This is a genomic window from Cellulomonas rhizosphaerae (assembly GCF_003470205.1).
Taxonomy (GTDB): domain Bacteria; phylum Actinomycetota; class Actinomycetes; order Actinomycetales; family Cellulomonadaceae; genus Cellulomonas; species Cellulomonas rhizosphaerae.
This window is the reverse complement of the sequence record NZ_QWKP01000223.1, coordinates 123,964-148,032: the sequence shown is the minus strand read 5'-3', so window position 1 is coordinate 148,032 and position 24,069 is coordinate 123,964. Positions and strand designations below refer to the sequence as shown.

The 24,069-nt window shown below is 72.6% G+C and carries 26 protein-coding genes and 1 tRNA gene; 11 read left to right on the top strand and 16 right to left on the bottom strand.

The annotated features are described in order from the left end of the window. Positions 1-9: 9 nt before the first annotated feature. Entirely contained in the window at positions 10-717 is a 708-nt protein-coding gene (locus D1825_RS17855; protein WP_118768756.1) for an FhaA domain-containing protein, read from the bottom strand. Between the two features lie 246 nt (positions 718-963). Between D1825_RS17855 and D1825_RS17850 the strand changes: the two genes are divergently transcribed. Continuing rightward, positions 964-1,046 (top strand) — tRNA-Leu (locus D1825_RS17850). A 136-nt stretch (positions 1,047-1,182) separates the two neighbouring features. Continuing rightward, the gene (locus D1825_RS17845) at positions 1,183-4,233 is read left to right on the top strand and encodes a hypothetical protein (protein ID WP_118768755.1); all 3,051 of its coding nucleotides are present in this window, start codon (positions 1,183-1,185) and stop codon (positions 4,231-4,233) included. A gap of 11 nt (positions 4,234-4,244) precedes the next feature. On the opposite strand, the gene D1825_RS17840 is transcribed toward D1825_RS17845, so the two are convergent. Genes D1825_RS17840 through D1825_RS17830 form a run of 3 tightly spaced genes read right to left on the bottom strand, consistent with a single transcriptional unit; the run spans position 4,245 to position 6,468 of the window. Further along, positions 4,245-4,754 carry a flavodoxin family protein gene (locus D1825_RS17840; RefSeq protein WP_118768754.1) on the bottom strand — a complete coding sequence of 170 codons (510 nt, stop codon included), beginning with the start codon at positions 4,752-4,754 and terminating at the stop codon, positions 4,245-4,247. A gap of 53 nt (positions 4,755-4,807) precedes the next feature. Then, positions 4,808-5,878: a hypothetical protein gene (locus tag D1825_RS17835; protein ID WP_118768753.1), complete on the bottom strand. Its 1,071-nt coding sequence runs from the start codon at positions 5,876-5,878 to the stop codon at positions 4,808-4,810. After that, entirely contained in the window at positions 5,875-6,468 is a 594-nt protein-coding gene (locus D1825_RS17830; protein ID WP_118768752.1) for an RNA polymerase sigma factor, read from the bottom strand. The genes D1825_RS17835 and D1825_RS17830 overlap by 4 nt, the downstream gene beginning before the upstream one ends. A 387-nt stretch (positions 6,469-6,855) precedes the next feature. On the opposite strand from D1825_RS17830, the gene D1825_RS17825 reads away from it, so the two are divergent. After that, on the top strand, positions 6,856-7,425 hold the full coding sequence (locus D1825_RS17825; RefSeq protein WP_118768751.1) for a hypothetical protein: 570 nt from the start codon (positions 6,856-6,858) through the stop codon (positions 7,423-7,425). Positions 7,426-7,428: 3 nt separating this feature from the next. Then, positions 7,429-8,499, top strand: coding sequence for an OmpA family protein (locus tag D1825_RS17820; protein ID WP_118768750.1), 1,071 nt, complete (start codon positions 7,429-7,431; stop codon positions 8,497-8,499). Here the strand turns inward: D1825_RS17820 and D1825_RS17815 are convergent, their stop codons facing one another. Beyond that, positions 8,500-9,294, bottom strand: coding sequence for a CAP domain-containing protein (locus D1825_RS17815; protein WP_138067708.1), 795 nt, complete (start codon positions 9,292-9,294; stop codon positions 8,500-8,502). 51 nt (positions 9,295-9,345) lie between these two features. After that, complete coding sequence (locus D1825_RS17810) at positions 9,346-9,909, bottom strand: hypothetical protein (protein WP_118768748.1); 564 nt, start codon at positions 9,907-9,909, stop codon at positions 9,346-9,348. Between the two features lie 255 nt (positions 9,910-10,164). Here D1825_RS17810 and D1825_RS18345 point away from each other — a divergent pair, with 255 nt between their 5' ends. Then, positions 10,165-10,332 carry a hypothetical protein gene (locus D1825_RS18345; protein WP_158580773.1) on the top strand — a complete coding sequence of 56 codons (168 nt, stop codon included), beginning with the start codon at positions 10,165-10,167 and terminating at the stop codon, positions 10,330-10,332. A 15-nt stretch (positions 10,333-10,347) separates the two neighbouring features. Here the strand turns inward: D1825_RS18345 and D1825_RS17805 are convergent, their stop codons facing one another. Further along, positions 10,348-10,719: a glyoxalase superfamily protein gene (locus tag D1825_RS17805; RefSeq protein WP_118768747.1), complete on the bottom strand. Its 372-nt coding sequence runs from the start codon at positions 10,717-10,719 to the stop codon at positions 10,348-10,350. A 121-nt stretch (positions 10,720-10,840) separates the two neighbouring features. Here D1825_RS17805 and D1825_RS17800 point away from each other — a divergent pair, with 121 nt between their 5' ends. Next, positions 10,841-11,023, top strand: coding sequence for an antitoxin (locus tag D1825_RS17800; RefSeq protein WP_118768791.1), 183 nt, complete (start codon positions 10,841-10,843; stop codon positions 11,021-11,023). A 1-nt stretch (position 11,024) separates the two neighbouring features. On the opposite strand, the gene D1825_RS17795 is transcribed toward D1825_RS17800, so the two are convergent. Continuing rightward, the gene (locus D1825_RS17795) at positions 11,025-12,488 is read right to left on the bottom strand and encodes an XRE family transcriptional regulator (protein WP_118768746.1); all 1,464 of its coding nucleotides are present in this window, start codon (positions 12,486-12,488) and stop codon (positions 11,025-11,027) included. Between the two features lie 151 nt (positions 12,489-12,639). Between D1825_RS17795 and aceA the strand changes: the two genes are divergently transcribed. The 4 genes from aceA (at position 12,640) to D1825_RS17775 (ending at position 16,644) form a co-directional block, all read left to right on the top strand. Beyond that, on the top strand, positions 12,640-13,974 hold the full coding sequence (gene aceA, locus D1825_RS17790; RefSeq protein WP_118768745.1) for an isocitrate lyase: 1,335 nt from the start codon (positions 12,640-12,642) through the stop codon (positions 13,972-13,974). A gap of 24 nt (positions 13,975-13,998) precedes the next feature. After that, positions 13,999-15,654, top strand: a complete 1,656-nt coding sequence (gene aceB, locus D1825_RS17785) for a malate synthase A (protein WP_118768744.1) — start codon at positions 13,999-14,001, stop codon at positions 15,652-15,654. A gap of 147 nt (positions 15,655-15,801) precedes the next feature. Beyond that, complete coding sequence (locus D1825_RS17780; RefSeq protein ID WP_118768743.1) at positions 15,802-16,404, top strand: NAD(P)H-dependent oxidoreductase; 603 nt, start codon at positions 15,802-15,804, stop codon at positions 16,402-16,404. Between the two features lie 9 nt (positions 16,405-16,413). Next, entirely contained in the window at positions 16,414-16,644 is a 231-nt protein-coding gene (locus D1825_RS17775) for a hypothetical protein (protein WP_118768742.1), read from the top strand. Here the strand turns inward: D1825_RS17775 and D1825_RS17770 are convergent. The 4 genes from D1825_RS17770 to D1825_RS17750 form a co-directional block, all read right to left on the bottom strand. After that, a complete protein-coding gene (locus D1825_RS17770) occupies positions 16,616-16,963 on the bottom strand; it encodes a GNAT family N-acetyltransferase (RefSeq protein ID WP_158580772.1) in 348 nt (115 codons plus the stop codon). The genes D1825_RS17775 and D1825_RS17770 overlap by 29 nt on opposite strands. Next, a complete protein-coding gene (locus D1825_RS17765; protein ID WP_118768740.1) occupies positions 16,909-17,310 on the bottom strand; it encodes a hypothetical protein in 402 nt (133 codons plus the stop codon). Before D1825_RS17765 ends, D1825_RS17770 begins: the two co-directional genes overlap by 55 nt. Before the next feature lie 372 nt (positions 17,311-17,682). After that, entirely contained in the window at positions 17,683-18,096 is a 414-nt protein-coding gene (locus D1825_RS17755; protein ID WP_118768738.1) for a VOC family protein, read from the bottom strand. A 136-nt stretch (positions 18,097-18,232) separates the two neighbouring features. After that, the gene (locus D1825_RS17750; protein ID WP_118768737.1) at positions 18,233-18,868 is read right to left on the bottom strand and encodes an NADPH-dependent F420 reductase; all 636 of its coding nucleotides are present in this window, start codon (positions 18,866-18,868) and stop codon (positions 18,233-18,235) included. A gap of 342 nt (positions 18,869-19,210) precedes the next feature. On the opposite strand from D1825_RS17750, the gene map reads away from it, so the two are divergent. Next, entirely contained in the window at positions 19,211-19,975 is a 765-nt protein-coding gene (map, locus tag D1825_RS17745; RefSeq protein ID WP_118768736.1) for a type I methionyl aminopeptidase, read from the top strand. Here the strand turns inward: map and D1825_RS17740 are convergent. The 4 genes from D1825_RS17740 to D1825_RS17725 all read right to left on the bottom strand — a co-directional run bounded on the left by D1825_RS17740 (position 19,959) and on the right by D1825_RS17725 (position 23,897). Continuing rightward, positions 19,959-21,224, bottom strand: a complete 1,266-nt coding sequence (locus tag D1825_RS17740; protein WP_118768735.1) for a M18 family aminopeptidase — start codon at positions 21,222-21,224, stop codon at positions 19,959-19,961. The two genes, map and D1825_RS17740, sit on opposite strands and share 17 nt — an antisense overlap. Before the next feature lie 46 nt (positions 21,225-21,270). Beyond that, complete coding sequence (locus tag D1825_RS17735) at positions 21,271-22,050, bottom strand: ABC transporter permease (RefSeq protein WP_118768790.1); 780 nt, start codon at positions 22,048-22,050, stop codon at positions 21,271-21,273. After that, on the bottom strand, positions 22,047-23,054 hold the full coding sequence (locus D1825_RS17730) for an ABC transporter ATP-binding protein (protein ID WP_118768734.1): 1,008 nt from the start codon (positions 23,052-23,054) through the stop codon (positions 22,047-22,049). The genes D1825_RS17735 and D1825_RS17730 overlap by 4 nt, the downstream gene beginning before the upstream one ends. A 186-nt stretch (positions 23,055-23,240) precedes the next feature. Further along, complete coding sequence (locus tag D1825_RS17725) at positions 23,241-23,897, bottom strand: PadR family transcriptional regulator (RefSeq protein ID WP_233549975.1); 657 nt, start codon at positions 23,895-23,897, stop codon at positions 23,241-23,243. Positions 23,898-24,069: the final 172 nt, after the last annotated feature.

The window sequence follows — 24,069 nt, the reverse complement described above, 5'->3', positions numbered from 1 at the left end:
GCGTCGGCGTCACTCGTCCGGGTCCGGTTCGCCACCCGTCCAGAACAGGATCCGGGTGCGTCCGATGGTGAGGGTGTTGCCGTCCAGGAGCGTCGCGGCGGGGACCTGGTGGCCCTCGACGAACAGTCCGTTGGTGGAGCCCATGTCGCTCGCGACGACGCCCTCGGGCGTCACGCGGATCTCGAGGTGCTTCCGCGAGACACCGGGGTCGTCGACGATGATGTCCGCCTCGCTCCCGCGCCCGATGACCGTGATCGGCCCGGTCAGGAGGTAGCGCTGCCCGTCGATGTCGACCAGCGGGTGCCGCGCGCTCGGTGCGTTGTTCGCCGCCGGGGCGACCGCGCCGCGCACGGTGGCGCTGTGCACCTTGAAGCGGCCGGCCTCCTGCTCGGTGTCCTCCGAGAAGCTCACCGTCACCGGCCCGACGAACGCGTAGCGCTGGCTGGCGGCATGGTCGGTGACGTTCGCGGCGAACTCGTCCGCCAGCGCCTCCGCTCCCCATGCCTCCACCTGGTCGTAGTCGGCAGTCGAGAGCTCGATCGTGAACTCGTTCGGCACGACAGTTCTGTCACGACCCACCACGGCGGCCCGCTCGTCGACCTCGCGGCGCAGTGCGCTCGCCAGCTCCACGGGCTTGAGCTCGCCGCGGAAGGCCTTGGCGAAGGCGTTGTTGACCACGCGCTCCACGCCGTTCTCGAACTTGTCGAGGAAGCCCATGCCCACCTCCTTCTTGCACCGTCGGCCGTACCGCGGGTGCGGTCGGTGGGATGCGGCCGCCGTGCTCGTCGCACGACAGCCGCTGTCGATCCGCCTTGATGGTATCCACGTGACCGGTGAACCCGTGGTCAACGGCCCGTGGCGGGCGCGAGTTGCACCCGTGCGGGTGCCGGTCTTGGGGGCCTGCCGGTCCCGTCTCGGGGCCAGTTCGGGACCACCCGCCGACCGTGCTAATCTTCTCGGCGCGCGCGAGTGGCGGAACGGCAGACGCGCTGGCTTCAGGTGCCAGTGTCCGAAAGGGCGTGGGGGTTCAAATCCCCCCTCGCGCACAGATGATGTCTTCGCCGGACATCGACCAGAACAGGCCGGACCCCCAGGTTCCGGCCTGTTCTGCGTGCAGGCCGACGGTGATCCCGAAACCGCCGTTCTCCCTCGGCGGCCCAGGACGCGTGACACACTGCGCGCGTGTTTCGTCGGACCGATGCCGCTTCGCCGCGAGCCGCCACCGTCGCCCTGGTCATCGGGCTGCTCCTCGCGCTGGGAGCAGTCGTCGCCTGGCAGGTCGGCGGCCTGCTCGGGCTGAGTCACACCGCGGCTGACGTCCCGGCGGAGCGGGCCGCGGCGCTGCCCGCCCGCGCCGACGTCGCCCCGCCCGCGGTCCGAGCGGTCGTCGCACCCGACGACCCCGCGCTCCAGCTGGCCGCCCGGTCCGTCGCCGAGGCGTACGCGGCCCGAGGGCTGAGCCGTCCGAGCGTCTCGTCCGAGGACGACGGCCGGGGTTCGTGCTGCAGCATCGTCGCCGCGGTCGACGCCTCCACCGGCCTCACGGGCGAGCAGTTCCGGCTGCACGAGGGTTCCGGCGTGACGATCACCGCGGGCACGGCCGCGGGCGCCCGGGCCGGGCTCACCACCGTGGCCGATCGCATCCGGTCGGCCGGCGCGGTCGTGCCGCCGGGCGAGCAGGACGTCACGCAGGGTCCCCGCCTCGGGCTGCGCCTTACAGACGTCGGAGCCGTCGGACTCGACGACGACCCCGAGCAGTTCGCCTCCGGTGACAACTACTCGCTCAACTCGGACATCGTCGGATCCGCGGTGCTGCCCGAGGCTCCGTGGGTCGACGCGGACGCGGTCGCGGCCATCTCCGAGGAGTACCGGGCCCTCGTCGACCACGCCCTCGCGCAGGGATACAACGGCATCGTGCTGCAGGGCTTCCTCGAGTACGTGACGTTCGACGAGCTCGGCGTGTACCCGCCGGGAGACCCGCACGTCGCGCGCGCCCGCGCCATGGTCGAGGCGTTCGGCCCCGTCTGGCGGTACGCGCACGACATGGGCATGAAGGTCTACCTGATGACCGACATGCTCGCGCTCGACCCCGAGCTCGAGGACTACCTCGACCGCATGGTCGGTGGCTTGGACACCAGCTCGCCGGAGCTCTGGTCGGTCTACCAGTCAGCCCTGAAGGAGCTCTTCGGCAGCATGCCGTTCGTCGACGGCCTGATGATCCGGATCGGCGAGGGCGGCTCCGCCTACAAGCTCCCGGGCTGGGACTACACCTCGAAGATCGCGGTGACGACGCCGGAGTCCGTGCAGGCGATGCTGCGTGCGCTGCTCGCGACGGCCGGCGAGGCGGACAAGGACATCATCTTCCGGACCTGGACCGTCGGGTTCGGCGCCGTCGGTGACCTGCACACGAACCCGGACTCGTACGAGACCGTGCTGGGCGGGATCGACGACCCGCACCTGATCGTGTCGACCAAGTACTCCGCGGGTGACTTCTACAGCCACCTGCCCCTCAACCCGACCCTGGAGGTGGGCGGCCAGCGGCGGATCATCGAGCTGCAGGCGCGTCGCGAGTTCGAGGGTCAGGGCGTCCTGCCGAACGACCTCGGCGCGCTCACGCAGGAGGCGCTGCGGGAGCTGCTCGCGGCCAACCCGAACATCGAGGGCATCTGGGACTGGGCACAGACCGGCGGCCCGCTGTACGCCGGCCCGCGCGCGCTCTACCTGCGGGACGGCCTGTGGCAGACGTGGGACGCCAACGCCTACCTCGCCGCGCGGCTGGCCGCGGACCCGGACGTCGACGTCGCGAGTGCACGCGCGGACTGGGTGCGCCAGACCTTCTCGTCGGACCCCTCGACGGTCGCGGCGATCTCGCAGGCCTACGCCCTGTCCCGGTCGGCGATCACCCAGGGCCTGTACATCGGCCCGTACGCCGACCAGTCGGTCAAAGCGCTCGGCCTCGAGCCGCCGCCCATGATGTGGATCTTCGAGTGGGACATCGTCTCGGGTGACAGCGCCACGTTCGACACGATCTACGCGCTGACGAAGGGCCGTGTGGACGAGGCCATCGCCGAGGGCCATGACGCTGCTCGGGCGGCGGCGTCGATGCGGGACGTCCTCGCGAGCACGCAACCCTCGTCGTGGCGGGATCCGGCGCAGCGCGAGGCGTTGCTGGCGGCCGCGGACTACGAGCACGACCTCCTGACGACCCTCGCCGCGTACCGCGAGACGATGCTGCGCCGCGCGCAGTGGCTCGACACCGGCTCGACCTCCGCGCGGACCGCGTGGCGGGAGGCGGAGGCGCGCTTCGCCGTGGCGCGCGCCGGCCACGAGGCGCGCTACGGCGACGACCTGGAGCTGCCCGCATACAACTTCACCGCTGCCGATCTCGGCCTCGAGCGCGCCGACCGGGACGTCGCGATGGCGTGGACCTCGCGGGGACTGCTCGTCCTCGTGCTGGTCGCGCTGGGCCTGGGTGCGTGGTCGCGCGGTGTGCCGAGGTTCGCGGGTCACCAGGCGCTGCGCGTGCTCTGGACCGGCGCGACGCGACCGTGGCGGCTCAACGGCACGACGCCCGCGCTCGGGCGGCTCGACAAGGTCCTCGTCGTGGCGCTCCCGCTCGCGGTCCTCGTCCTCTCACGGCTCGCCTACTCGTGGTTCGCCGCCCCCGTCCACGTCGTCGCGACGATCGGCGCGTGGTTGCTGTTCGCGCTCGTGGCGTGCGCACTGGCGGGACGGCAGGCGCGGTGGTCGGTGCTGGCGGCGATCGGCGGGGTCGCCCAGCTGCGCGCGGCGCTGCTGCTCGGGGTGCTGGCGTGGCGAGGCCCGGGACGCTACTGGTACGGGTTCTGGACGCTGCCGGGCCAGCGCGCCCTCTACGTGACCGTCGCGTTCGCCGGCTTCTGCTGGCTCTTCGTGGCGACCTTCGCCGCGCTGCGCAGCGGCCGCTCGACGACGCGACGCCGCGCGGTCGGCGTGGTCGCGCTCGGGATCGGGGCGGTGCTCCTCGTGGGCGGCCTCGTCGTCGCCGGCATCGGGCTGGAGACGGTGCTCAGCACGTGGAACGACCAGCTGGTGCTGCTCCCCTGGGGGCTGCACCGCATCCTGGGCTTCACGACCTACCTGGGCATCCCGACCTCCCTGCCCGTCGACGCCGCGCTCGCGGGCGCCCTGCTCTGCGTCGCGGGAGGCCTGGCCGCGCTGATCGGTCGGAAGCGGACAGTCCCGGCAGCCTGACCGCGTCGTAGTCAGCTCGCGGCGGCCGTCGCGAAGAGCGCCAGCGAGCGGCCCCACTGGCGGGCGCGCTCGAGCTCTTCGGGGCGCAGGCCGCTGCTGCGGCCGGTCACCGCGAACGACTCGGGCGGCACGACGAGCGTCGCGCCCGCCCTGGTGAACCGCCGGGCGATCGTGTGCGCGGCGGACCCGGCGAGGCGGCCGGGGAGCGCGGTGTCGAAGACCGCGACCGAGAGGCCGCGTGCGTGGGTCGTGAGCTCGTCGAGCCACTCGCGCACCCCGTCGCCCGGTGAGATCGTCCGCTCGACGTCGCCGCGCGCGGTCTCGCGCGAGCGCGGCGTGGACATCCCGCGCTGGTGCGTGGGGGCGCCGACGATCAGCAGGCTCGGCGCGTAGCTCGTCGGGGCGAGGCCCACCTCGCAGACGGTCGACGCGACGCGGACGTCGGCCAGGCCTGCGGCGATGGCCTCGGCGATCGCCGCGGTGCTCCCGTACATGGACTCGAAGACGAGCAGCGCAGTCATGGCCCCACCGTGGCGTGGACCGGACCACCGAGCGCGGGTCGAAGGTCCCCCGGCTACGGCTTGACGAGCTCCGAGAGCGTGATGGCCTCGAAGCCGTTGACCGTGCCGCCTGCGAGTTCCGCGGGAGCCTCCTCGACCAGCTCCCACGACAGCAGCTGGCCGGTCTGCGGGGAGATCACGTAGACGTCGGCGCGCGGTACCTCGAGGCCGGGCGGCTCCATGATCGCGATCGCGACGCCCTGGCGCCCCACACGGTCGACCGTCGGGCCCAGCAGGTACGCGCCGCCCTCGTCGGCGATCATGCGCCACAGCGCGGCCGCGAGCCCGGACGGGACCACATGCCAGCCGTAGAGCTCCTGGAGCACTGACCCGAGGCAGAAGGGCACGCCGTCGAACCCGGGCCACGTGGCGGTGCAGAACTCCTCACCGCCCATCCGCTCGAGCAGCGCCGCGCGCAGAGCGGCGTCGTCGCGGGGCAGGTCGAGCGCCCAGCGGGGATCCATCGTCCCGGCGGGGAAGTGGTCCGTGGCGACCGTGCCCGCGGCGGCGTCCGCGCGGCGGTCGACGACCTTGCCGTTGACGTCGAGGCCCGACGACCGGTCCTCGGTGCTGGTCACCGAGCCGTCGGCGTGCACGAAGCTGCTGCGGAAGACAGGCTCGAACGCCGAGACGGTGACGCCGTTCTCGTCGGTGCCGCTCGCCCACCACCATGCGTAGCTCTCGACGTGCGGGCTGCCCACCTCGCTCCTCGGGAGCTGGGCGGCGGCCACGGCCGAGAGCCGGCGCAGCTCGTCGGACGCCGACGGTGCCGTGCCCGCGAACAGCTGGGCCAGGGACGCGGTCCCGAACCTCAACGCCGGCGGCACGCCCGCGACGGCGGGGCTCTGCTTGGACTGCACGCCGAGCACGCCGACGAGCGCGAGCACCGCGACGCACGCCGCCGAGGCGACCTGGAGCCATCCGCGGCGGACGGTGCGGTGCGGGCGCGGCGTCAGGATGCGCGCGAGCAGCGCCTCGTCCTGCGGCCCGAGCTCGGCGGGCGCGTCCGTGGGGTCGAAGCCGTGCCCGACGAGGAGCGCGGTGATCGCGTCGGCCTCGGCCTGGGCGCGCTGGAGGTCGTTCATCGGCTCACCTCCTGCTCGACGCGCTCGGCGAGGACCACCGCGAGCCGCTGGCGGGCCCGGGTGAGACGGGAGGTGAGTGCGCTGGGTGCGCAGTCGAGGACGAAGGCGGCGTCCTTGGGCGAGAGGCCGACGGAGACGACGAGCCACATGGCCTCGCGCTCGGCGGGCGGCAGGAGCGCGAGGACCGCGGCGACGTCGTGCTCGCCGACGACGTCCGCAGCGTGATCGACCGCGTCGGCGCGCGCCGGGCCCAGGCGGCGGTGCAGGCGGACCTCGCGCTGCTTGGCCTCGTACCAGTGCTGCACGCGGTGGTGCGCGACGCGGAACGCCCAGGCGCGACGCCGGTCGGGGTCGGTCGGGACGTCGGCCCAGCGCTGCCAGACCACGGTGAACGTCTCGGCGACGATGTCGTCGACGCTTGCGTGGTCGACCATGCGGTGCGCGTACCGGCGCACCTGCGGAGCGGTCGCGGCGAAGAACGCCTCGAACTCCGCCGCTGGTCGAGCAGCTGATGCCCCTGAGATGACTGACCCCGTTCGTCGTGCGCTGGTACTCGTTCGCGCACAACCGGCGTCGCGTGCTCGCAGCAATTGTCAGGCACATCGGGAATCGAGCGCCGGGACTTGAGGGCACCCGGACGCACAAAGGGACCGACACCCGAGCGCAGGGGGGCAGCTCGAGTGTCGGTCGCGGTCATCCTGCCCCATCGAGACTCGTCGCGCGGGGCATTCGGCGGGTGATGTCCCGATCGCGACCTGATCGCCGACCACCGCTGCCGCCACCCGGACGCTTCCCGGGTGGCGGCACGTGGTCGCAGGCCCGGAGGCGGCCCCTTGACGCCTCCGATGCGCTCGGGGGTAAGTCCTCCGAGCGCATCGTTTCGTCACGCCGGACAGGTGTGACCTGCGTCACGGACGGTCGTGCTCCGCGTCGTCGGCTAGCCTGCGGAGCACGGATCGGACACCGGGGGGCAATTCGTGCGCAGGGCAGCCATCGTCACCGTCGTCGTCAGTGCGGTCCTCGCGCTCGCGGGCTGCACAGGAGGCGACGACGAACCGTCGCCGACGGGCACGACGGCCGCGCAGCCGAGCGCGTCCGGCACGCCCGGGCCGGTCGGGGACGACGCCGCCTCGCTCGCGGGTGAGGGGATCGCGAGCGCGACGTTCGCGGTGCCGGGCTCGCCCGAGGACACCGTCGACGTGGTGATCCAGTCGCTCGTGGTGTCGGGCAAGACGACCGAGCTGCGCGTGGTCCTCACGCCGCACTTCACCTCGGTCGCGCCCGACGACACGGTGACGATCAACGAGATGACGGACCAGAACCTGCGGCCGGTGCTCAACGACACGATCGGCCTGACGCAGTACTTCGTGCTCTCCAACACGGGGCTCGACTGGGAGACCGACACCACCACGGAGGTCACCAACGGAACGCCGGTGCTCTACCAGGCCTGGTTCGCGGCCCCGCAGTCCCGGGCCGAGGTGCTGGACCTGCAGCTGTCGGCGGCGTGGCCACCGTTCGAGAACCTCCCGCTCACCTACGAGGGCTGACGCGTGAGCCGCCACCTCCGCAGTGCCGCGCTCGCGGCCGTCCTCGTGCTCGTCGCGCCGTCGGCGGCGACAGCGGCCGACGACGTCCTGACGCTCGACGACCTGCCCCCGATCAGCGACGGGATGCTGACGAGCCTCTTCAACGTCCGCCCGTACGACAACCTCACGGGGATCCTCACGACGAGGTCCTACGACCCGGCGTACGCCGTCGAGCAGCTCGGTGACGTCACCGCGGGTTCCGGCGAGACCGTGGTCACCCTCGCCTCCGACATCCTGTTCACCTCCGACAGCGCGAAGCTCTCCGCAGCCGCGACGAAGCGGATCGGCGAGCTCGTCGACGACGTGCCGAAGTCGGCGACCGTGCAGGTGGACGGGCACACCGACTCCGTGGACACCCCGGCCCACAACCAGGCCCTCTCGGAGCGCCGGGCGAAGGCCGTCGCGGCCGCGGTCGCCGACGCCCGGCCCGATCTGGATCTCGACGTGCACGGCTACGGGGAGTCGAGGCTCAAGGAGCAGGAGTCGGGCGAGGACGCCGAGGCGGCGCGGGCCGCCAACCGTCGGGTCGAGCTGCGCTACGAGGGCTCGGCCACCCCGAGCCCGACCGCCAACGCGTCGACGGCCTCGACGACGGCCCCGACCGGACCGCTGACCGTGCGCGACGTGCCGAGCTGGGACGGGGTCCTGGCAGACACGACCGCCGAGTCCCCCGAGGCACCGGGCGCGACCGCGCGGGTGGGGATCGAGTCGGTCGTGGTGCGCGGCAACGTCATGCAGGTCAGCATGCTGGTCGAGCAGGTCGGCGGGGCGCCGGTGCGTGCCAGTGACCTGGTGCCGGGCCTCTCGCGCCCCCTGGTGATCGACCGCGAGAACCTCGTGCAGTACTCGGTGCTCTCGAACACCGGGCAGACGTGGTCGACCGACCAGCTGGGCACGGTCGATCTGGTGCCCGGCGCGCCCGCACGTTACGTCGCGACGTTCCCCGCGCCGGTCGTCGCGGCGTCGAAGGTCGACGTCATCGTCACCGCCGGGGTGTTCGAGCTCGCCGACGTGCCGGTGACCACCGCGAGCTGATCAGCCCAGGAACACCTGCGCGCAGAGCTGCCCCTTCGGTCCCTTCGTGCAGCCGACGCCGATCTTCGTGTACTGCTCGCCGAGGATGTTCGCCTTGTGCCCCGCCGACCCCATCCAGCCGGCGACGACAGCCTTGGCCGTCGGGTAGCCGAGGGCGAGGTTCTCCCCGACCGTGCCGATCCCGCACGCCTCGACGATCGGGCCGAGCGGGTCGTGCTCGAACCGGTCCTCCTCGACCAGCACCTTGGTGCGGGCTGCTGCCTGCTTGGCGGCGCAGCTCGAGACCTTGAGTGCCGGGAGGCCGGCCTTGGTGCGCTCGGCGTTGGTGCGCGTGACGATTTCGTCGACCAGGGACTGCGGTGCGCGCTCTGCCTTGACCGTGGGCTGGGGGCTGGCCGCCTTACGGGTGGGCTCCGGCGCGGCCTTCGGGGCGTGCGTCGCGCGGGGCTTCGCGGTGGCCTTGGGGGTGCGCGTGGGGGAGCTTGCCGGGGTGGTGGACGGGCGCGGGGACCGGGTGGCGGTCGGGGTCGCCGTTGCGCTCGCTGTCGCGCTCGGGGACGGCGTCGGGCTGCTCGTCGTGCCGGGCACTGCGGCCGACGACGGTTCCGTGGCCGCGGGACCGGTCGGTCGGTCGGCGACCGGGGGCTCGACCGTCGGGCTCGGGTCGCCCCGCCCGGCGAGAGCGGCCGCCGCCACGACGCCGACGACGGCGACGATCACCGCGACGGCGCGGAGCACCGCCGTCGCGCGGGTCGGTCCGACGGCGCGTCCGTGCTGGGGTCCGGGAGAAGACATGCCGGAACCGTACCGGTCGGCTCACCCGATCGGCCTAACGGCGGCCCGCGGTCAAGCGACCGACGGGGTCCTCGCGCGCAGCACGCCGTCGACCGCGGCGCGGAGCCCGAGGCGCGGCGCGAGGCCGTCCACCTGCACGAGTGCGGCCGGCCCGAAGGCGCGGTGCAGCCCGACGAGCTCGTCGAGCAGTGCGCGCTCGAGTGGGCCGGTGTGCTCGAGCAGCGTCGTCGACCCGTCGTGCACGAGGTAGGTCACGTCGCCCGTGAACACGTCGTCCGGAGCGATGCGGAACTGCACACCGTCGACCGCGACCAGGGGTGGGAGCAGGCGTCCCCGCACGTGCGCGACCTCGAGCAGGTTGCGCAGGCAGCGGGCGTCGGCGTCGTCCAACCCCTCGGTCGCGTCGAGCGCGTCGAGGTCGAGCAGCACCACGCAGGCCTCGGACGCGTCGTCCTGTGCGGGGTGCCAGGACGCGTCGACCTCGAGCGTCGCGAACCCGGCGTGCACCGAGTACGCGTCGCGGACGAGCTCGACCCGGTCCTCGAGGGACAGGCCGCGCAGCGGGTTGCGGCGCGTGGTCGAGGCCGAGCCGCACGAGCAGGAGATCGTCACCATGTCACCAGGGTGCGCCCGACCACTGACACGACTGCCACCGCCGCGCCGTCGGGCCGCACTTCGGGCCCCTCCGCGCTCGTCAGGGTTCCAGAAGGTGGGGTGATTTCCGCCACGGGTGTCCGTCAAGTTGTCCCCAGGTGTCCTGAATTGCGAGGTCGATCCCCCAGGGCCCGTGGCTACAGTCGGCCGTTGGTCCCACCTCCGCGCTCCGGTGCGGGGTTCTGATGGAAGTCCACGCACGAGAGGAGGACGACGATGAGCGAGCAGTCGAACGGCGCCGTCGCCACCGCCGCCCCGGTGAACCACGCGTTCACGGAGCCCAACCCGTTCCTGTCCGAGACGGGTCACCTGCGCGTCGAGGGCCGTACCGCGCCCATGCAGCGCACCATCAACGAGGTCCCCACGCAGCGCGACGAGGCCTGACGCCCGTCAACCACCTCACCCGCGAGCGGGGAGCTGCTGGATCGACCACTCGTTGCCGTCCGGGTCCGTGAACCCGGTGAACCGCCCCCACGCCAGCTCCTGGACCTCGGGGGCGTCGACGCCGTTGGCCACGAGGAACGCCCGCGTCTCGTCGGCGTCGTCGACGACCACCTGGATCCCCTTCATCGAGCCCGGGACGGTGTCGATGATCCCCTCGCCGATCGCGATCGAGCAGGCCGACCCCGGCGGGGTGAGCTGCACGAAGCGCAGCGTCTCCGAGACGCGCACGTCGTGGTCGACGACGAAGCCGACCTGGTCGGCGTAGAACGACTTGGCCCTGTCCACGTCCGTGACCGGGACGAGGATGAGCTCGATGCGGATGTCCATCGCGATGCCTCTCGTCGATCGGGATCTTCCGGACATCGTCCCGCCGACCACCCACACGTGCGCCCGCCGCCGGACGGGGGCATGGTGGAGGTCCGCACACGACCAGCGATAGGGGATGGCCATGGGGCTCGACGATCTGGTGAGCAAGGCGAAGGGCGCGCTCGGCGGCCACGAGGAGCAGGCCAAGGATGCGCTCGACAAGGCGGCCGGTGCCGTGAAGGCGCGGACGGGCGACGGTACGGACGCCAAGGTCGACGACGTGGTCGAGAAGGCCAAGGAGTACCTGGACGAGCAGAAGCGCTGACTCACGCCTCCGGCGCGTGCCGGTCGAGGAACCGGTACACCTCGGTGGTGTCCACCCCGGGGAACACCCCGACCGGCAGCGCCGCGAGCAGCGAGGCGTGCGGACGGGCGGACGGCCACGACTGCGTGGCCCATCGCGCGGCGAGCTCGGGCGGGGCCTCGCGGCAGCAGGTCGGCTCGGGGCAGCGCGACGCGGAGCGCTCGGTCGTCTCGCGGCCGCGGAACCAGCGCACGTGCGCGAACGGGACGCCGACCGAGACCGAGAACGCGCCCTGCGACGAGGTCTGCACCCGGGACGTGCACCAGTACGTGCCCGACGAGGTGTCGGTGTACTGGTAGTACGGCGTGAACCGGTCCGCGAGCGTGAAGACGACGCGCGCGGTCCACTGCCGGCACACGGGCTGGCCCTCGATCGCGCCGAGCGGGTCCGACGGGAACACGACGCCGTCGTTCTCGTACGCCTTGTGCAGCGTGCCTCCCTCGTGGACCTTCATGAAGTGCACCGGGATGCCCAGGTGCCGCGTCGCGAGGTTGGTGAAGCGGTGGGCGGCCGTCTCGTACGGCACGGCGAACGCGTCGCGCAGGTCCTCGACCGACAGGCGCCGCTCGTTCTTGGCGGCCTGCAGGAAGGGCGCGGCGCCGTCCTCGGGGATCATCAGCGCCGCGGCGAGGTAGTTGGCCTCGACCCGCTGGCGCAGGAAGTCGCCGTAGTCGGCCGGCTCGGCGTGGCCGAGGACGTGGCTCGCGATGGCCTGCAGCAGCGGTGAGCGTCCGTCGCTGAACCCCGGGTTGCCCTGCGGCAGGTAGATCCGGCCGTTGGCCAGGTCCGTGACGGTGCGGGTCGAGTGCGGCAGGTCCTGCACGTAGTGCAGCGAGAAGCCGAGGTGCGCGGCGATGTCCGCGGTCGATCGCTGCGAGAGCGGCCCGCCCGGGTGGCCGATCGCGGTGAGCAGCCGGCGCGCGTGGTCCTCGAGCTCGGGGAAGTAGTTGTCCTGCGCGCGCATCCGGGCGCGGAGCTCGGCGTTGGCGCGGCGGGCCTCCTCCGGCGTCGCGGCGTTCTCGGTGAGCAGCCGCTGCACCTCGTTCTGCAGCCGGACCAGCGCCTCGAGCGCATCGGCGGGCAGCGAGCGCCCCACCTTGACCGGGGGCACCGCGAGGTTGGCGAACAGCGGGCCGCGCTGGGCGCGTTCGAGTTCGATCTCCATCGCGGCGCGGCGGCTGGGCGGATCCGTGCGCAGCAGCTCGGCCAGCGGGACCTCGAGCGCGTCCGCCACGAGCGCGAGCAGCGACAGCTTGGGCTCCCGGTGCCCGTTCTCGAGCATCGAGACCTGCGACGCCGCACGCCCGATGGCCGCACCGAGGTCGTCGAGCGTCATGTTCCGCGCCGTGCGCAGGTGCCGGATGCGCCGGCCCAGCACGAGCGTGTCGATGCCGCCGGAGCTGGTCGTGGGGGACGTCGTCGTCATGCCTCCCACGGTCACACGCCGCCAGGCTTCCGTCCAGGAGAAGGAACGCCGATCTTCTGCTCGGTTGGCAGGGGAAGAGCTGGTCGCGGTGCAGGAACGTGGTGGTCAGGCCACAGGGCCGAGAAGAACGCACAGATCGAAGGAGGCAGTCATGACCCCGCAGACTCACCCGGCAACGACGTCGGGTGGCACGACGGTCCGCCCCGGCGACCAGACGCAGACGGCCGACGAGCTCGCCGCGGACTGGGAGCTCGACCCGCGGTGGGCCGGCATCCGCCGCACCCACACCGCGCAGGACGTCGTCGCACTGCGTGGATCGGTGCGCGAGGAGCCCACGCTCGCCCGCAGGGGGGCCGAGCGCCTCTGGGAGCTGCTGCACTCGCGGACGCACGTCCCCGCGCTGGGTGCGCTCACGGGCAACCAGGCGGTCCAGCAGGTCCGGGCCGGCCTCGAGGCGATCTACCTCTCCGGTTGGCAGGTGGCCGCCGATGCGAACCTCTCGGGTCAGACGTACCCGGACCAGTCCCTGTACCCGGTCAACTCCGTGCCGGCCGTCGTGCGGCGCATCAACAACGCGCTGCTGCGCGCCGACCAGATCGATGTCGCCGAGAACGGTCGCCGCACCCGCGAGTGGCTCGCGCCGATCGTCGCCGATGCCGAGGCCGGCTTCGGCGGCCCGCTCAACGCGTACGAGCTCATGCACGCGATGATCGCGGCCGGCGCCGCGGGCGTGCACTGGGAGGACCAGCTCGCCGCGGAGAAGAAGTGCGGGCACCTGGGTGGCAAGGTCCTGGTCCCCACGTCGCAGCACGTGCGCACGCTGTCCGCGGCGCGGTTGGCCGCCGACGTGGCCGGGGTGCCGACCGTCGTCGTCGCCCGGACCGACGCCCTGGGCGCGGACCTGCTCACGTCCGACGTCGACGAGCGCGACGAGCCCTTCCTCACCGGCGAGCGCACCGCCGAGGGGTACTACCGGGTCCGGCCCGGCCTCGACGCCGTCGTCGCGCGGGCCTCGGCGTACGCGCCGCACGCCGACCTGATCTGGGTGGAGACCTCGACGCCGGACATCGGCCTCGCGATCGAGTTCGCGGAGCGGATCCACGACGAGTACCCCGGCAAGCTCCTCGCGTACAACTGCTCGCCGTCGTTCAACTGGCGCCAGCACCTGTCCGACGCCGAGATCGCGCGGTTCCAGCGCGAGCTCGCCGGCCACGGGTACGCGTTCCAGTTCATCACCCTCGCCGGCTTCCACGCCCTCAACCACTCGATGTTCGCGCTGGCCAACGGCTACGCCACGTCGGGCATGTCCGCCTACGTCGAGCTGCAGGAGGCCGAGATCGCCTCCGAGGCCGCCGGGTACACCGCCACGCGCCACCAGCGCGAGGTCGGCACCGGCTACTTCGACCGCGTCGCCACCGCCATCAGCCCGGACAGCGCCACCCTCGCGCTCGCGGGCTCCACGGAGACGGCCCAGTTCACCCACTGATCTTTGTTCGACAGGAGCATCGCCATGACCGTCATCACGCCGTCGCCCAGCCGGAACCGGCTGACCGACCCGTTCGCCCGCCCGCGCCTCGACATCACCGGGCCGTCCGTCCCCGGGACCGACGAGATCCTCACGCCGGAGGCGCTCGACTTCCTCACCGACCTGCACGCCCGGTTCGCCGGCCGCCGCCACGATCTGCTGCTGGGCCGCCAGCACCGCCGTGACCGGTTCTCCAACGGGATGGACCCCCAGTTCCAGCCGCTGACCGCGGGCATCCGCGCCGACCCGACGTGGCGCGTCGCCGGCCCGGGGCCCGGCCTCGAGGACCGGCGGGTCGAGATCACCGGCCCGACCGACCGCAAGATGACGGTCAACGCGCTGAACTCGGGCGCGAAGGTCTGGCTCGCGGACCACGAGGACGCGATGAGCCCCACGTGGACCAACGTCGTCGGCGGCCAGCTCAACCTGTTCGACGCGATCCGCGGGAAGGTCGACTTCACCACCGACGAGGGTCGCGCCTACACGGTGGGGTCGGAGACGCCGACGATCGTGTTCCGCCCTCGCGGGTGGCACCTGACCGAGAAGCACCTCGACTTCGTCGACCGCGCCGGCCAACACGGTGCCGCGTCCGCGAGCCTCGTCGACGCGGGCCTGTACCTGTTCCACAACGCGCAGGCGCTCATCGACTCCGGCCGCGGCCCGTACCTGTACCTGCCCAAGCTCGAGGGCTACCTCGAGGCGCGGCTGTGGGACGAGGTCTTCCGGTTCACCGAGACGTACCTCGGCCTGCGCTACGGCACCATCCGCGCGACGGTCCTCATCGAGACGATCACCGCCGCGTTCGAGATGGAGGAGATTCTCTACGAGCTGCGCGACCACTGCGCGGGCCTGAACGCGGGCCGGTGGGACTACATCTTCAGCGTCATCAAGAACTTCCGGAACCGCGGGCCGCGCTTCGTCCTGCCCGACCGGTCGCAGGTGACGATGACGGTGCCGTTCATGCGGGCGTACACCGAGCTGCTGGTCTCGACGTGCCACCGGCGCGGGGCGCAGGCGATCGGCGGGATGAGCGCGTTCATCCCCAACCGCCGCGACCCCGAGGTCACGGCGCGGGCGCTCGAGCAGGTCCGCGCAGACAAGCGGCGCGAGGCCGGGCAGGGGTACGACGGCACCTGGGTCGCGCACCCGGACCTCGTGCCGGTCGCCCGGGAGGCGTTCGACGCGTTCCTCGGCGCGCGGGTGGATCAGCGTGACCTGCTGCGTTCCGACGTCCACGTCACCGCGGCCGAGCTGCTCGACATCCCGTCGGCCGGCGGCTCGGTCACCGACGCGGGGCTGCGCGGCAACGTCTCGGTCGCGGTCTGCTACCTCGAGTCGTGGCTGCGCGGCGTGGGCGCGGCGGCGCTCGACAACCTCATGGAGGACGCGGCGACGGCCGAGATCTCGCGATCGCAGGTGTGGCAGTGGGTCCACCAGGGGGTCGTCACGGCCGAGGGGACGACGATCACGGACGCGCTGGTCCGCGACGTGCTGGACTCCGTCCTCGCGTCGGTCCCGCGGTCCGAGGGCGACCGGTTCGACGACGCGGCGAACCTGTTCGAGCAGGTCGCGCTCGCGGAGGACTTCCCGACGTTCCTCACGGTCCCCGCCTACACGCAGTTCCTGGTCGAGCAGGGGTAGCCGGCGGCCCTCGTCGGGCGTTGCACCGATGGTTGAACGACACGCCGTGCATCCCGCGGCGTGTCGTTCAACCACGCGTGCAACCAACGTGCGGGGTGGCCGGAGCCGGGTGACGATCGAAGGGTCCCCACCACGAAGGAGCCCCTCATGAGCGTCCGAGTCGCGATCGTCTACTACTCCGCCACCGGCAGCCTGCAGGCCATGGCCGAGCGGCTGGAGCAGGCCGCGGCCGGCACGGGCGCCGAGGTCAGGCGACGGCACGTCCGCGAGATCGCCCCGCGCGCGGCGATCGAGTCGCGGCGGGAGTGGGCCGAGCACGTCGCAGCGATGGCGGACGAGCCCGTCGCGGAGCCGGCCGACATCGACTGGGCGGACGTCGTCCTGCTCGGCTCCCCGACCCGGTTCGGCAACGTCACGAGCCAGTTCCAGCAGTTCATCGACCAGCTCGGGCCGCTGTGGGGAGAGGGCAAGCTCGCCGACAAGGTCTACGCCGGGTTCACGTCGTCACAGACCGCGCACGGCGGCCAGGAGACGACGCTGCTCTCGATCTACCGGATGGTGGCGCACTTCGGCGGCCTCGTCGTCGCACCCGGCTACACCGACCCGCTGAAGTTCGCCGACGGGAACCCGTACGGCGTCTCGCACGCGAGCGGCGCCAACAACGACGCCCCGTTGGGCGAGAAGGAGCTCGCCGCTCTCGACCACCTGGCCACGCGCGCGATCGACATCGCGACCCGCCTCGCCGCTTAGGGTTGTCCGATGCTCGAGTCGATCCCCGGAGGCAAGGCGCCCGGCGCACCGCGTGACCCGATGGTGCAGCCGCGCTACCTGGGCGTCGTTCGCGACGACGGGGTCGAGCTGATCTACGGCACCGACGAGCCCGAGCAGGAGTCGGCGGATCCAGCCGAGTTCGTCGAGGCGCTCGAGGCGGAGCTGCTGGCCGAGCCTCAGCCGCGCGGACTCACGCTCGTGCCGGACGAGAGCGACTGACCTCGATCGCGATCTGCCCGCCGGCCCGGACGAACCCGAGCCGGTCGGCGACCGCCGCCGAGACCGGATTCTCGACCGACGCGCGCCACTGCGGGACGAGCCCGGGCGCGTGGTCCATCGCGGTGCGCGCCGCGGTGAGCGCGAGGCCGCGGCCGCGGGCGTCGGGCACGACGAGGACGCCGAGGTGGGCCACCTCGTCGTTCCACACCTCGTAGCCCGCGAGGGCGACGGGCCGTCCGTCGTCCTGGACAGCGAACCTCGTGCTCATCTCCCGCAGGCCGCTCTCGTCCCGGTCCGACTCGTTGCAGGCGTCCAGCACGCTGCGGATCTCGTCGCCGGTGGCGGAGCCGTGGGCGTGCCGGCCGAGGGCTCCGCGTACGCGAGCGTCGCCGCGCCGATCGGCACGGGCGCATGGTCGCGCAGGGCGGCCAGCAGGTCAGGGATGACGAGGAGCTGGCCGACCTCGAGCGAGGCGAGGGTGCCGAGCGCGGCGGCCGGCCCGGTGGCGACGACGGACTCGCCCAGCGCGACCACGACGACCGCATCCAGGTCCTCGCGCTCGACGAGCGCGACGCCGCACGAGGCGAGCGCGCGCTCGTCCACTCGCAGCCGCGCGGCCCACACGCGACGCACGACCGCGAGTGTCTGGGTGCTGAGGGTCGGCATCGGCCGAGTCTGGCATCCGTGCGCCGACCGGATCAGTAGATTCACTCCGTGCCTACCGCTCGGAGGAGCGTCGTTGAGGCGACGCGAGACGTTGCCGCGGCCTTCCTCCTGCCACAGGACGACGCGACGGAGGCAGCGTGGGAGGCCTTCGGCGACGTGGAGGAGATCCTGGCTGTGCTCGCTGGCGGACTTCGGCGGTCGGGGCTCACCTCCGAAGCGTCAGTTGCCCTCGACAAGGCCGTCAGGCGATTTCGCGGGCGAGACCAGGCCGGGACTACAGCCGACCAGCGGGACGTGGTCGAACGTCTCCTCGATGCCGTGGCGACCACGACCGGGCATCGAGTACCCGGCGCCGACTAGGCAGACCCGGGCTTACCCGTTCTCGTCGAAGAAGCAGAACGGGTGGCCGGCCGGGTCGAGCAGCACGCGCACGTGCTCCTGCGGCTGGAACTCCGCGAGCCGGGCGCCGCTGGCCAGCGCGTGCTCCACGCCGCGCGCCAGGTCGCTGACCAGCACGTCCAGGTGCAGCTGCATCTGCTGGTGCCCGGCGTTCGCGGGCCAGACCGGCGGCTCGTGGAGCGGGTCGCTGCTGAACGAGAGGCCCGGGCCGCCCTGCGGCGGGCGGAGCATCGCCCAGCCGGGCTCGTCGTGGATGCGGACCCAGCCGAGCAGGGCCTCGTAGAAGTCGGCGAGGGCGTTGGCGTCGCGGGACTCGAGCACGGCGGCCGAGATCGAGAACTCGAGGCCCTCGTGCGTGTTCGGGATGGCGCGCGGAGGGGTGTCCATCTCTCCAGGGTTCCCCTCCGGGGCGCGGACCGCGACCGATCCCGCTGTACCTGGTGCAGGAGTGGCCTCCTGAGACTCGATCGAGTGCTCAGGAGGCCACGTCCGTCACAAGTGCGGCGGGATGCGTCCGGGGGGGTCAGCGCGTGGCGGCGGCCAGCGCCTCGGTGAGACCGGCAGCGTCCAGCTCCGGGCCGTACGCCGGCAGGTCGCGCTGGTAGCGCCAGCCCTCGGCGAGGGCGCCGGCGTCCACGACGTCGAAGCCGATGCGTTCGATGAACGCGGCGACCAGGTCCTTCGCGGAGGGGGAGTCGCCCGCGATCGCGAGCGCGCGGCGGCCGGGCGTGCCCGACGGCTTGCCCTGCGATCCGAGGTGGTCGGACTGGATGTGGTTGAACGCCTTGACGACCTGGTCGTTGCCGAGGTGCTCGGCGAGGACCTCGGCCGAGGTCGTCGACGCGGAGTCGATGGCCTCGTGGTGGCCGTCGCGCTCCCAGTAGTAGTTGTTGGTGTCGATGACGACCTTGCCCTTGAGCTGCTCGACGGGCACCTGGTCGACGGCGAGGAACGGGACGCTGACGACGACGAAGTCGCCTGCCTCGGCGGCCTCCGTGGCGGTCGCGGCGCGGGCCCGGTCGCCGAGTTCGGCGACGAGGTCCACGAGCGTCTCGGGACCGCGGGAGTTGGAGACGACGACGTCGTAGCCGTTCTGGACGGCGAGGTGAGCGAGCGTGCCGCCGATGTGGCCGCTGCCGATGATTCCGATGGTGGTCATGGCACCTCGCAACCTCGCCCTGCGGGCCGGTGTTCCCCGTCGGAGAAAACCCTTGGCACGTCACATGCGGCGGACGTACGGTCGAAGGACACTGGAAGGAGGTGGTCTGAGACATGAAGTCTTCTTGGACGCGTGAGGTGACTGCCCGCTAGTCGCCCGAGTACTCGGACGGATTGCTGATCCGCCCGCATGCTCCGCCGGACCACTCCGGCAGGGCGGCGAGCGAATACTCGGCAGTCACCGCAGCCCGTGGGAGCCGCGACCTCGTCCTTCGCGGCGGGGCCCTGACAAGGGGCCCAGCCCACGGGCTGTTTCCTGCTCGGTGTCTGGCAGGGTGGGGCCGTGGCCCTCAAGACACCCGCCGAAGTCAACGCGATGCGCCCTGCCGGGAAGTTCATCGCGAGCGTCCTGTCCTCCTTGCGCGACATCGCGCGCGAGGGCATGACCCTGAAGGACCTGGACCGGCACGCGCACCAGATGATCGACGCGGCGGGCGCCCACTCCGTGTACCTGGGCTACCACCCCTCGTTCGGCGCGATGCCGTACCCGGGTGTGCTGTGCACGTCGGTCAACGACGCCGCGCTGCACGGGCTGCCCAGCGACTACGTCCTGCGGGACGGCGACGTGCTGAGCATCGACTTCGCCGCGCAGGTGCAGGGCTGGGTCGCGGACTCGGCGCTGACGTTCCAGATCGGCACGACGACGCCCGAGGCGACGAAGCTCATCGAGACGACCGAGCGCGCGCTCGCGGCCGGCATCGCCGCCGCGAAGCCGGGCGGTCGGATGGGCGACATCTCCGAGGCGATCGGGAAGATCGGCCGCGCGGGCGGCTACGGGATCAACGCCGACTTCGGCGGTCACGGCGTCGGCCGCACGATGCACGAGGACCCGCACGTGCCGAACCTGGGCCGCGCGCGGACGGGCCTCAAGCTCAACCCCGGGCTGGTCATCGCGATCGAGCCGTGGTTCATGGCCGGCGGCGACGGCTACGTGATCGACCCCGACGGCTGGACGATCCGCACGGCCGACGGCTCGATCGCCGCGCACGCCGAGCACACCGTGGCGATCACCCGCGACGGGCCTGTCGTGCTCACCGCGAGGGACTGAGCACCGCGAACATCGCGCGCGTCAGGTACCAGGGGTCGACGACCGCGGTCAACTCGCGCGCGGAGTGCATCGACAGGATCGGCACGCCCACGTCGACCGTCCGCAGGCCCAGCCGGGTCGCGGTGATCGGCCCGATGGTCGAGCCGCAGGGAACGGCGTTGTTGGAGACGAAGCTCTGGCTCGGCACGCCCGCGCGCTCGCACGCGTCGGTCCACAGCGCGATGCCGACCGCGTCGGTCGCGTAGCGCTGGTTCGCGTTGATCTTGAGGATCGGGCCGCTTCCCGCGACCGGGACGGTGGTCGGGTCGTGGCGCTCGGCATAGTTCGGGTGCACGGAGTGGCCGACGTCGCTCGAGACGCAGACCGACGACGCGAGCGCCCGGTGCGCCTGCTCGGCGTCGGCACCCAGGCCGGAGCGGATCCGGGCCAGGACGTCCGACAGGAACGGCCCGGCCGCGCCCGAGCGCGTCTCGGAGCCGACCTCCTCGTGGTCGAAGGCCGCGAGCACGGTGATCGTGTCGGTCTCGCCTGCCACGAGCAGGGCCGTGAGCGCGGCGTGCGTGGAGAGCAGGTTGTCCAGGCGCGCGGAGGCGAACAGCTCGTCGTCGGCCCCGAACGTCCGCGGCGCCTGGGTGTCGACGAGCGTGAGGTCCCAGCCCAGCACGTCGGCCGGGTCGCACACGTCGCCGACGACGGCCGCGAGCAGCCCGGGCGCGTCCCCGAGCCCCCAGACCGGCTGGGTGTGGCGCTGCTTGTCGAGCGTGAGTCCGTCGTTGACCTGCCGGTCCAGGTGGATCGCGAGCTGCGGGATGCGCAGCAGCGGCCCGGTCCGCACCAGGTGCTCCCCGGAGCGGGTCGCGATCCGGCCGGCGACGGCCAGCTCGCGGTCGAGCCAGGAGTTGAGCAGCGGCCCGCCGTAGACCTCGACCGAGGCCTGGCGCCAGCCCGCGCGCGAGGCGTCGGGCGTGGGCTTGAGCTTGAAGCCCGGGGAGTCGGTGTGGGTGCCGAGCACGGTGACGGGCGTCGTCGGGCCGGCGGTCGGCGGGACCACCCAGGCGATGACGGCGCCGTCGCGCACGACGACGTGCCGGCCCGGCCCCGTCGGCCACTCCGCGGACTCGTCGAGCGCGGTGAAGCCCGCGGCGATCGCGCGGCGGGCCACCTCGTGGGCGGCGTGGAACGACGAGGGCGACGCGGTGACGAAGTCGGCGAGGTCGGCGGCGTGGGCGTGGGCATCCGTGTGGGGCACGCCCCGATCGTCTCAGGTGACGGCCGGGGCGCGCCTCACCGACGGCTCAGAGCGAGCGCTGGTAGCTGCGCATGGCGCGCAGCGACCACCACGCGACGATCGTCGCGAGCACGACGAGCCACGCCGAGCGGGTCGCCACGACACCCCAGTCGACGTCCGGCGACATCGCGGTCTGCGCGATGGACGTGGCCCACGTCAGCGGGTTGAACTTCGCCGCGGTCGCGACCCAGTCGGGCAGCAGCTGCACGGGCATGAGCGCGGTCGAGAGGAACGTCGCCGGCAGCACGACGATCGTCGAGATGCCGATCAGCGCGGTCTGGTCCCGGGCCAGCAGCGCGACCGCGGCCGACAGCGAGCAGAACGCGGCCGCGAGCAGCACCGACGCCCCCAGCGCCACGGCCATGCCGAGCACGCCGCCCGCGTAGTGCGCGCCGGCGAGCGCGCCGATCACCAGCACCATCACGCCCTGCACCACGCAGATCAGCAGCTGCTGGACGAGCTGGCCCAGCACGAGCGCGGGGCGCGAGACGGGCGAGGACAGCATCCGGTCCATCACGCCCGAGCGGATGTCGTCGATGAAGCCGGTGCCGGCCCAGGCGCCGGAGTACAGGACGGTCATCATGAGGATGCCGGGCACGAGGAACGACAGGTAGTCGTCGTGCCCGAACCCGGGGACCTGCCCCACGGACTGGAACACGTTGCCGAACAGCACGATCCAGATGACCGGCTGCACGATCGCGACGCCGAGCCCCCACGGCTGGCGGATCGCGCCGGTCACCCAGCGGCGGGTGACCTGGTCGAGCTGGGTGGCGAACGTGGCGCTCATCGGGCCACCCCCGTCGAGCTCGTGTCGGCCGAGGTCCACGAGCGGCCGGCGTGGCGCAGGTAGACGTCGTCCAGGGTGGGCCGGGAGACCGCGACGGCGCCGTGGCGCACGCCGGCGGCCTGCAGCGCGGCGATGGTCGGGCCGACGAGCAGCGGCCCGTCCGGGGTGCGCGCGACGAGGCGCCCGGCGGGCCCCTCGACGTGCACGAGCACCTCGCCGAGGCCCGGAACTGCCGCGGCGACGGCGCGGACGACGTCGGCGTCCGGCTCGACGAGGTCCACCGTGAGCGTGTCGCCGGCCAGCGTGGCCTTGAGCTCGTCGGGCGTCCCCGCCGCGACCACCCTGCCCCGGTCGACGATGCTCAGCCCGTCCGCGAGCCGGTCGGCCTCCTCGAGGTAGTGCGTCGTGAGCAGGACCGTGAGCGCGTCCTCGCCGGACAGGCGGCGGATCTCGTCCCACATGGCCGCGCGCGCCTCGGGGTCGAGGCCCGTCGTCGGCTCGTCGAGGAACAGCACCTGGGGCGAGCCGACGAGCCCGAGCGCGACGTCGAGCTTGCGCCGCGTGCCGCCGGACAGCTTGGCCGTGCCGCGGTCGGCGAGCTCGGTCAGGCCGAAGCGGTCGACGAGGGCGGTCGCCCGGTCCGCGGCGGCCGAGCGCCCGAGCCCGCGCAGGCGGCCCGTCATGACGAGGTTCTCCCGCGGGGTCAGCAGCGGGTCGGCGCCCGTGCCCTGCGAGACGTAGCCGATGCGCCGCCGCACCTCGCCCGCCTCGCGTGCCACATCGTGCCCGGCGACCCGGGCCGTGCCCGAGGTCGGTGTGGACAGCGTGGTGAGCACCTTGGTGGTGGTCGACTTGCCGGCGCCGTTGGGGCCGAGCAGGCCGTGCACGGTGCCCGCGGGCACCGTGAGGGTGAGCCCGTCGAGGGCCCGGACGTCGGGGCGGCCGCGGCCGCCGGGGTAGGTCTTGACGAGGTCGTCGGCCTCGATGGCCGGTGTCGATGGCATGGGTGATCGCCTTCTCGGGTCGCTTCTCGCCCTCTCCCGGACGGGAGGGGGTGACGACCGGGGCCCACCTATGCTGAGCGTGCAGCGGATCGCACGGGGGAACCCGGTCGGTTCGTCGTCGATCGGCCCGGGTGTTGCCGCACCTGGGCCGGTCTTGTGCCCGGGACCTGCCCGGGACGTGTGGGGTCAGCCGCCCTCCAGGTAGGGGGCGATGGCCGCGGCGAGCTCGTCGGGATCGATGCGGCCGTCGGTCGAGCGCGCGTGGAACGTGCGCCACATGTCGACGCCGCCGAGGGTGCCGTCGGCGATGGCGGCGGCGAGCCCGTCCACGAACGCCAGCTCGGCGCGCAGCATGGCCAGCTCGTAGGCGGCCTCGATCGCGAATATCGCCGGGAGGCCCTGGGCGGTCGCGGCGTCGACCGTGGTGGCGAGCACCGTGATGTCCCGGTCCAGCGTCGCGCGCCGCAGGCGGAGCAGCCGGGCCACGTCGTCGGGGGGCAGCAGCGGGAGGAACGAGAGCGCGGCCTCGAACTGCGGGAACTCCTTGACCGGGGTGCGCACCAGGTCGCTCATCCAGTCGACCGCCTCGGTCGCCCCCGCGTCGGTGATCCGGTAGATCGTGCGCTGCGGGCGGTTCCCCTCGCGCTCGGTGGAGGCCGCCTCGATGAGCCCGTGCTTCACGAGCGAGTCGACCACCGAGTAGAGCGAGCCGAAGTTGAGCCGGACGGACTCGTCCTTGCGCCGCTCGCGCAGCGTCATCGACATCTCGTACGGATGCATCGGGCGTTCCCAGAGGAGCGCGAGGACGGCGAGCGCCAACGGGTTGGTGCGGGTGCGGGCCACGTCTCCTCCTCGATCTCGAATGTTCGGCACCGAATATATCGCGTTTATGTCGCGTCTGGGAAGTCGGCTCGACCGCCGGTGTTCACCCGCTCTTCCGCCGGACTTCCGCCCGACGACACCGCGGGCCGAGAACCTCGACCGACACCCCCGTCACCTGGAGGAACTCGATGCT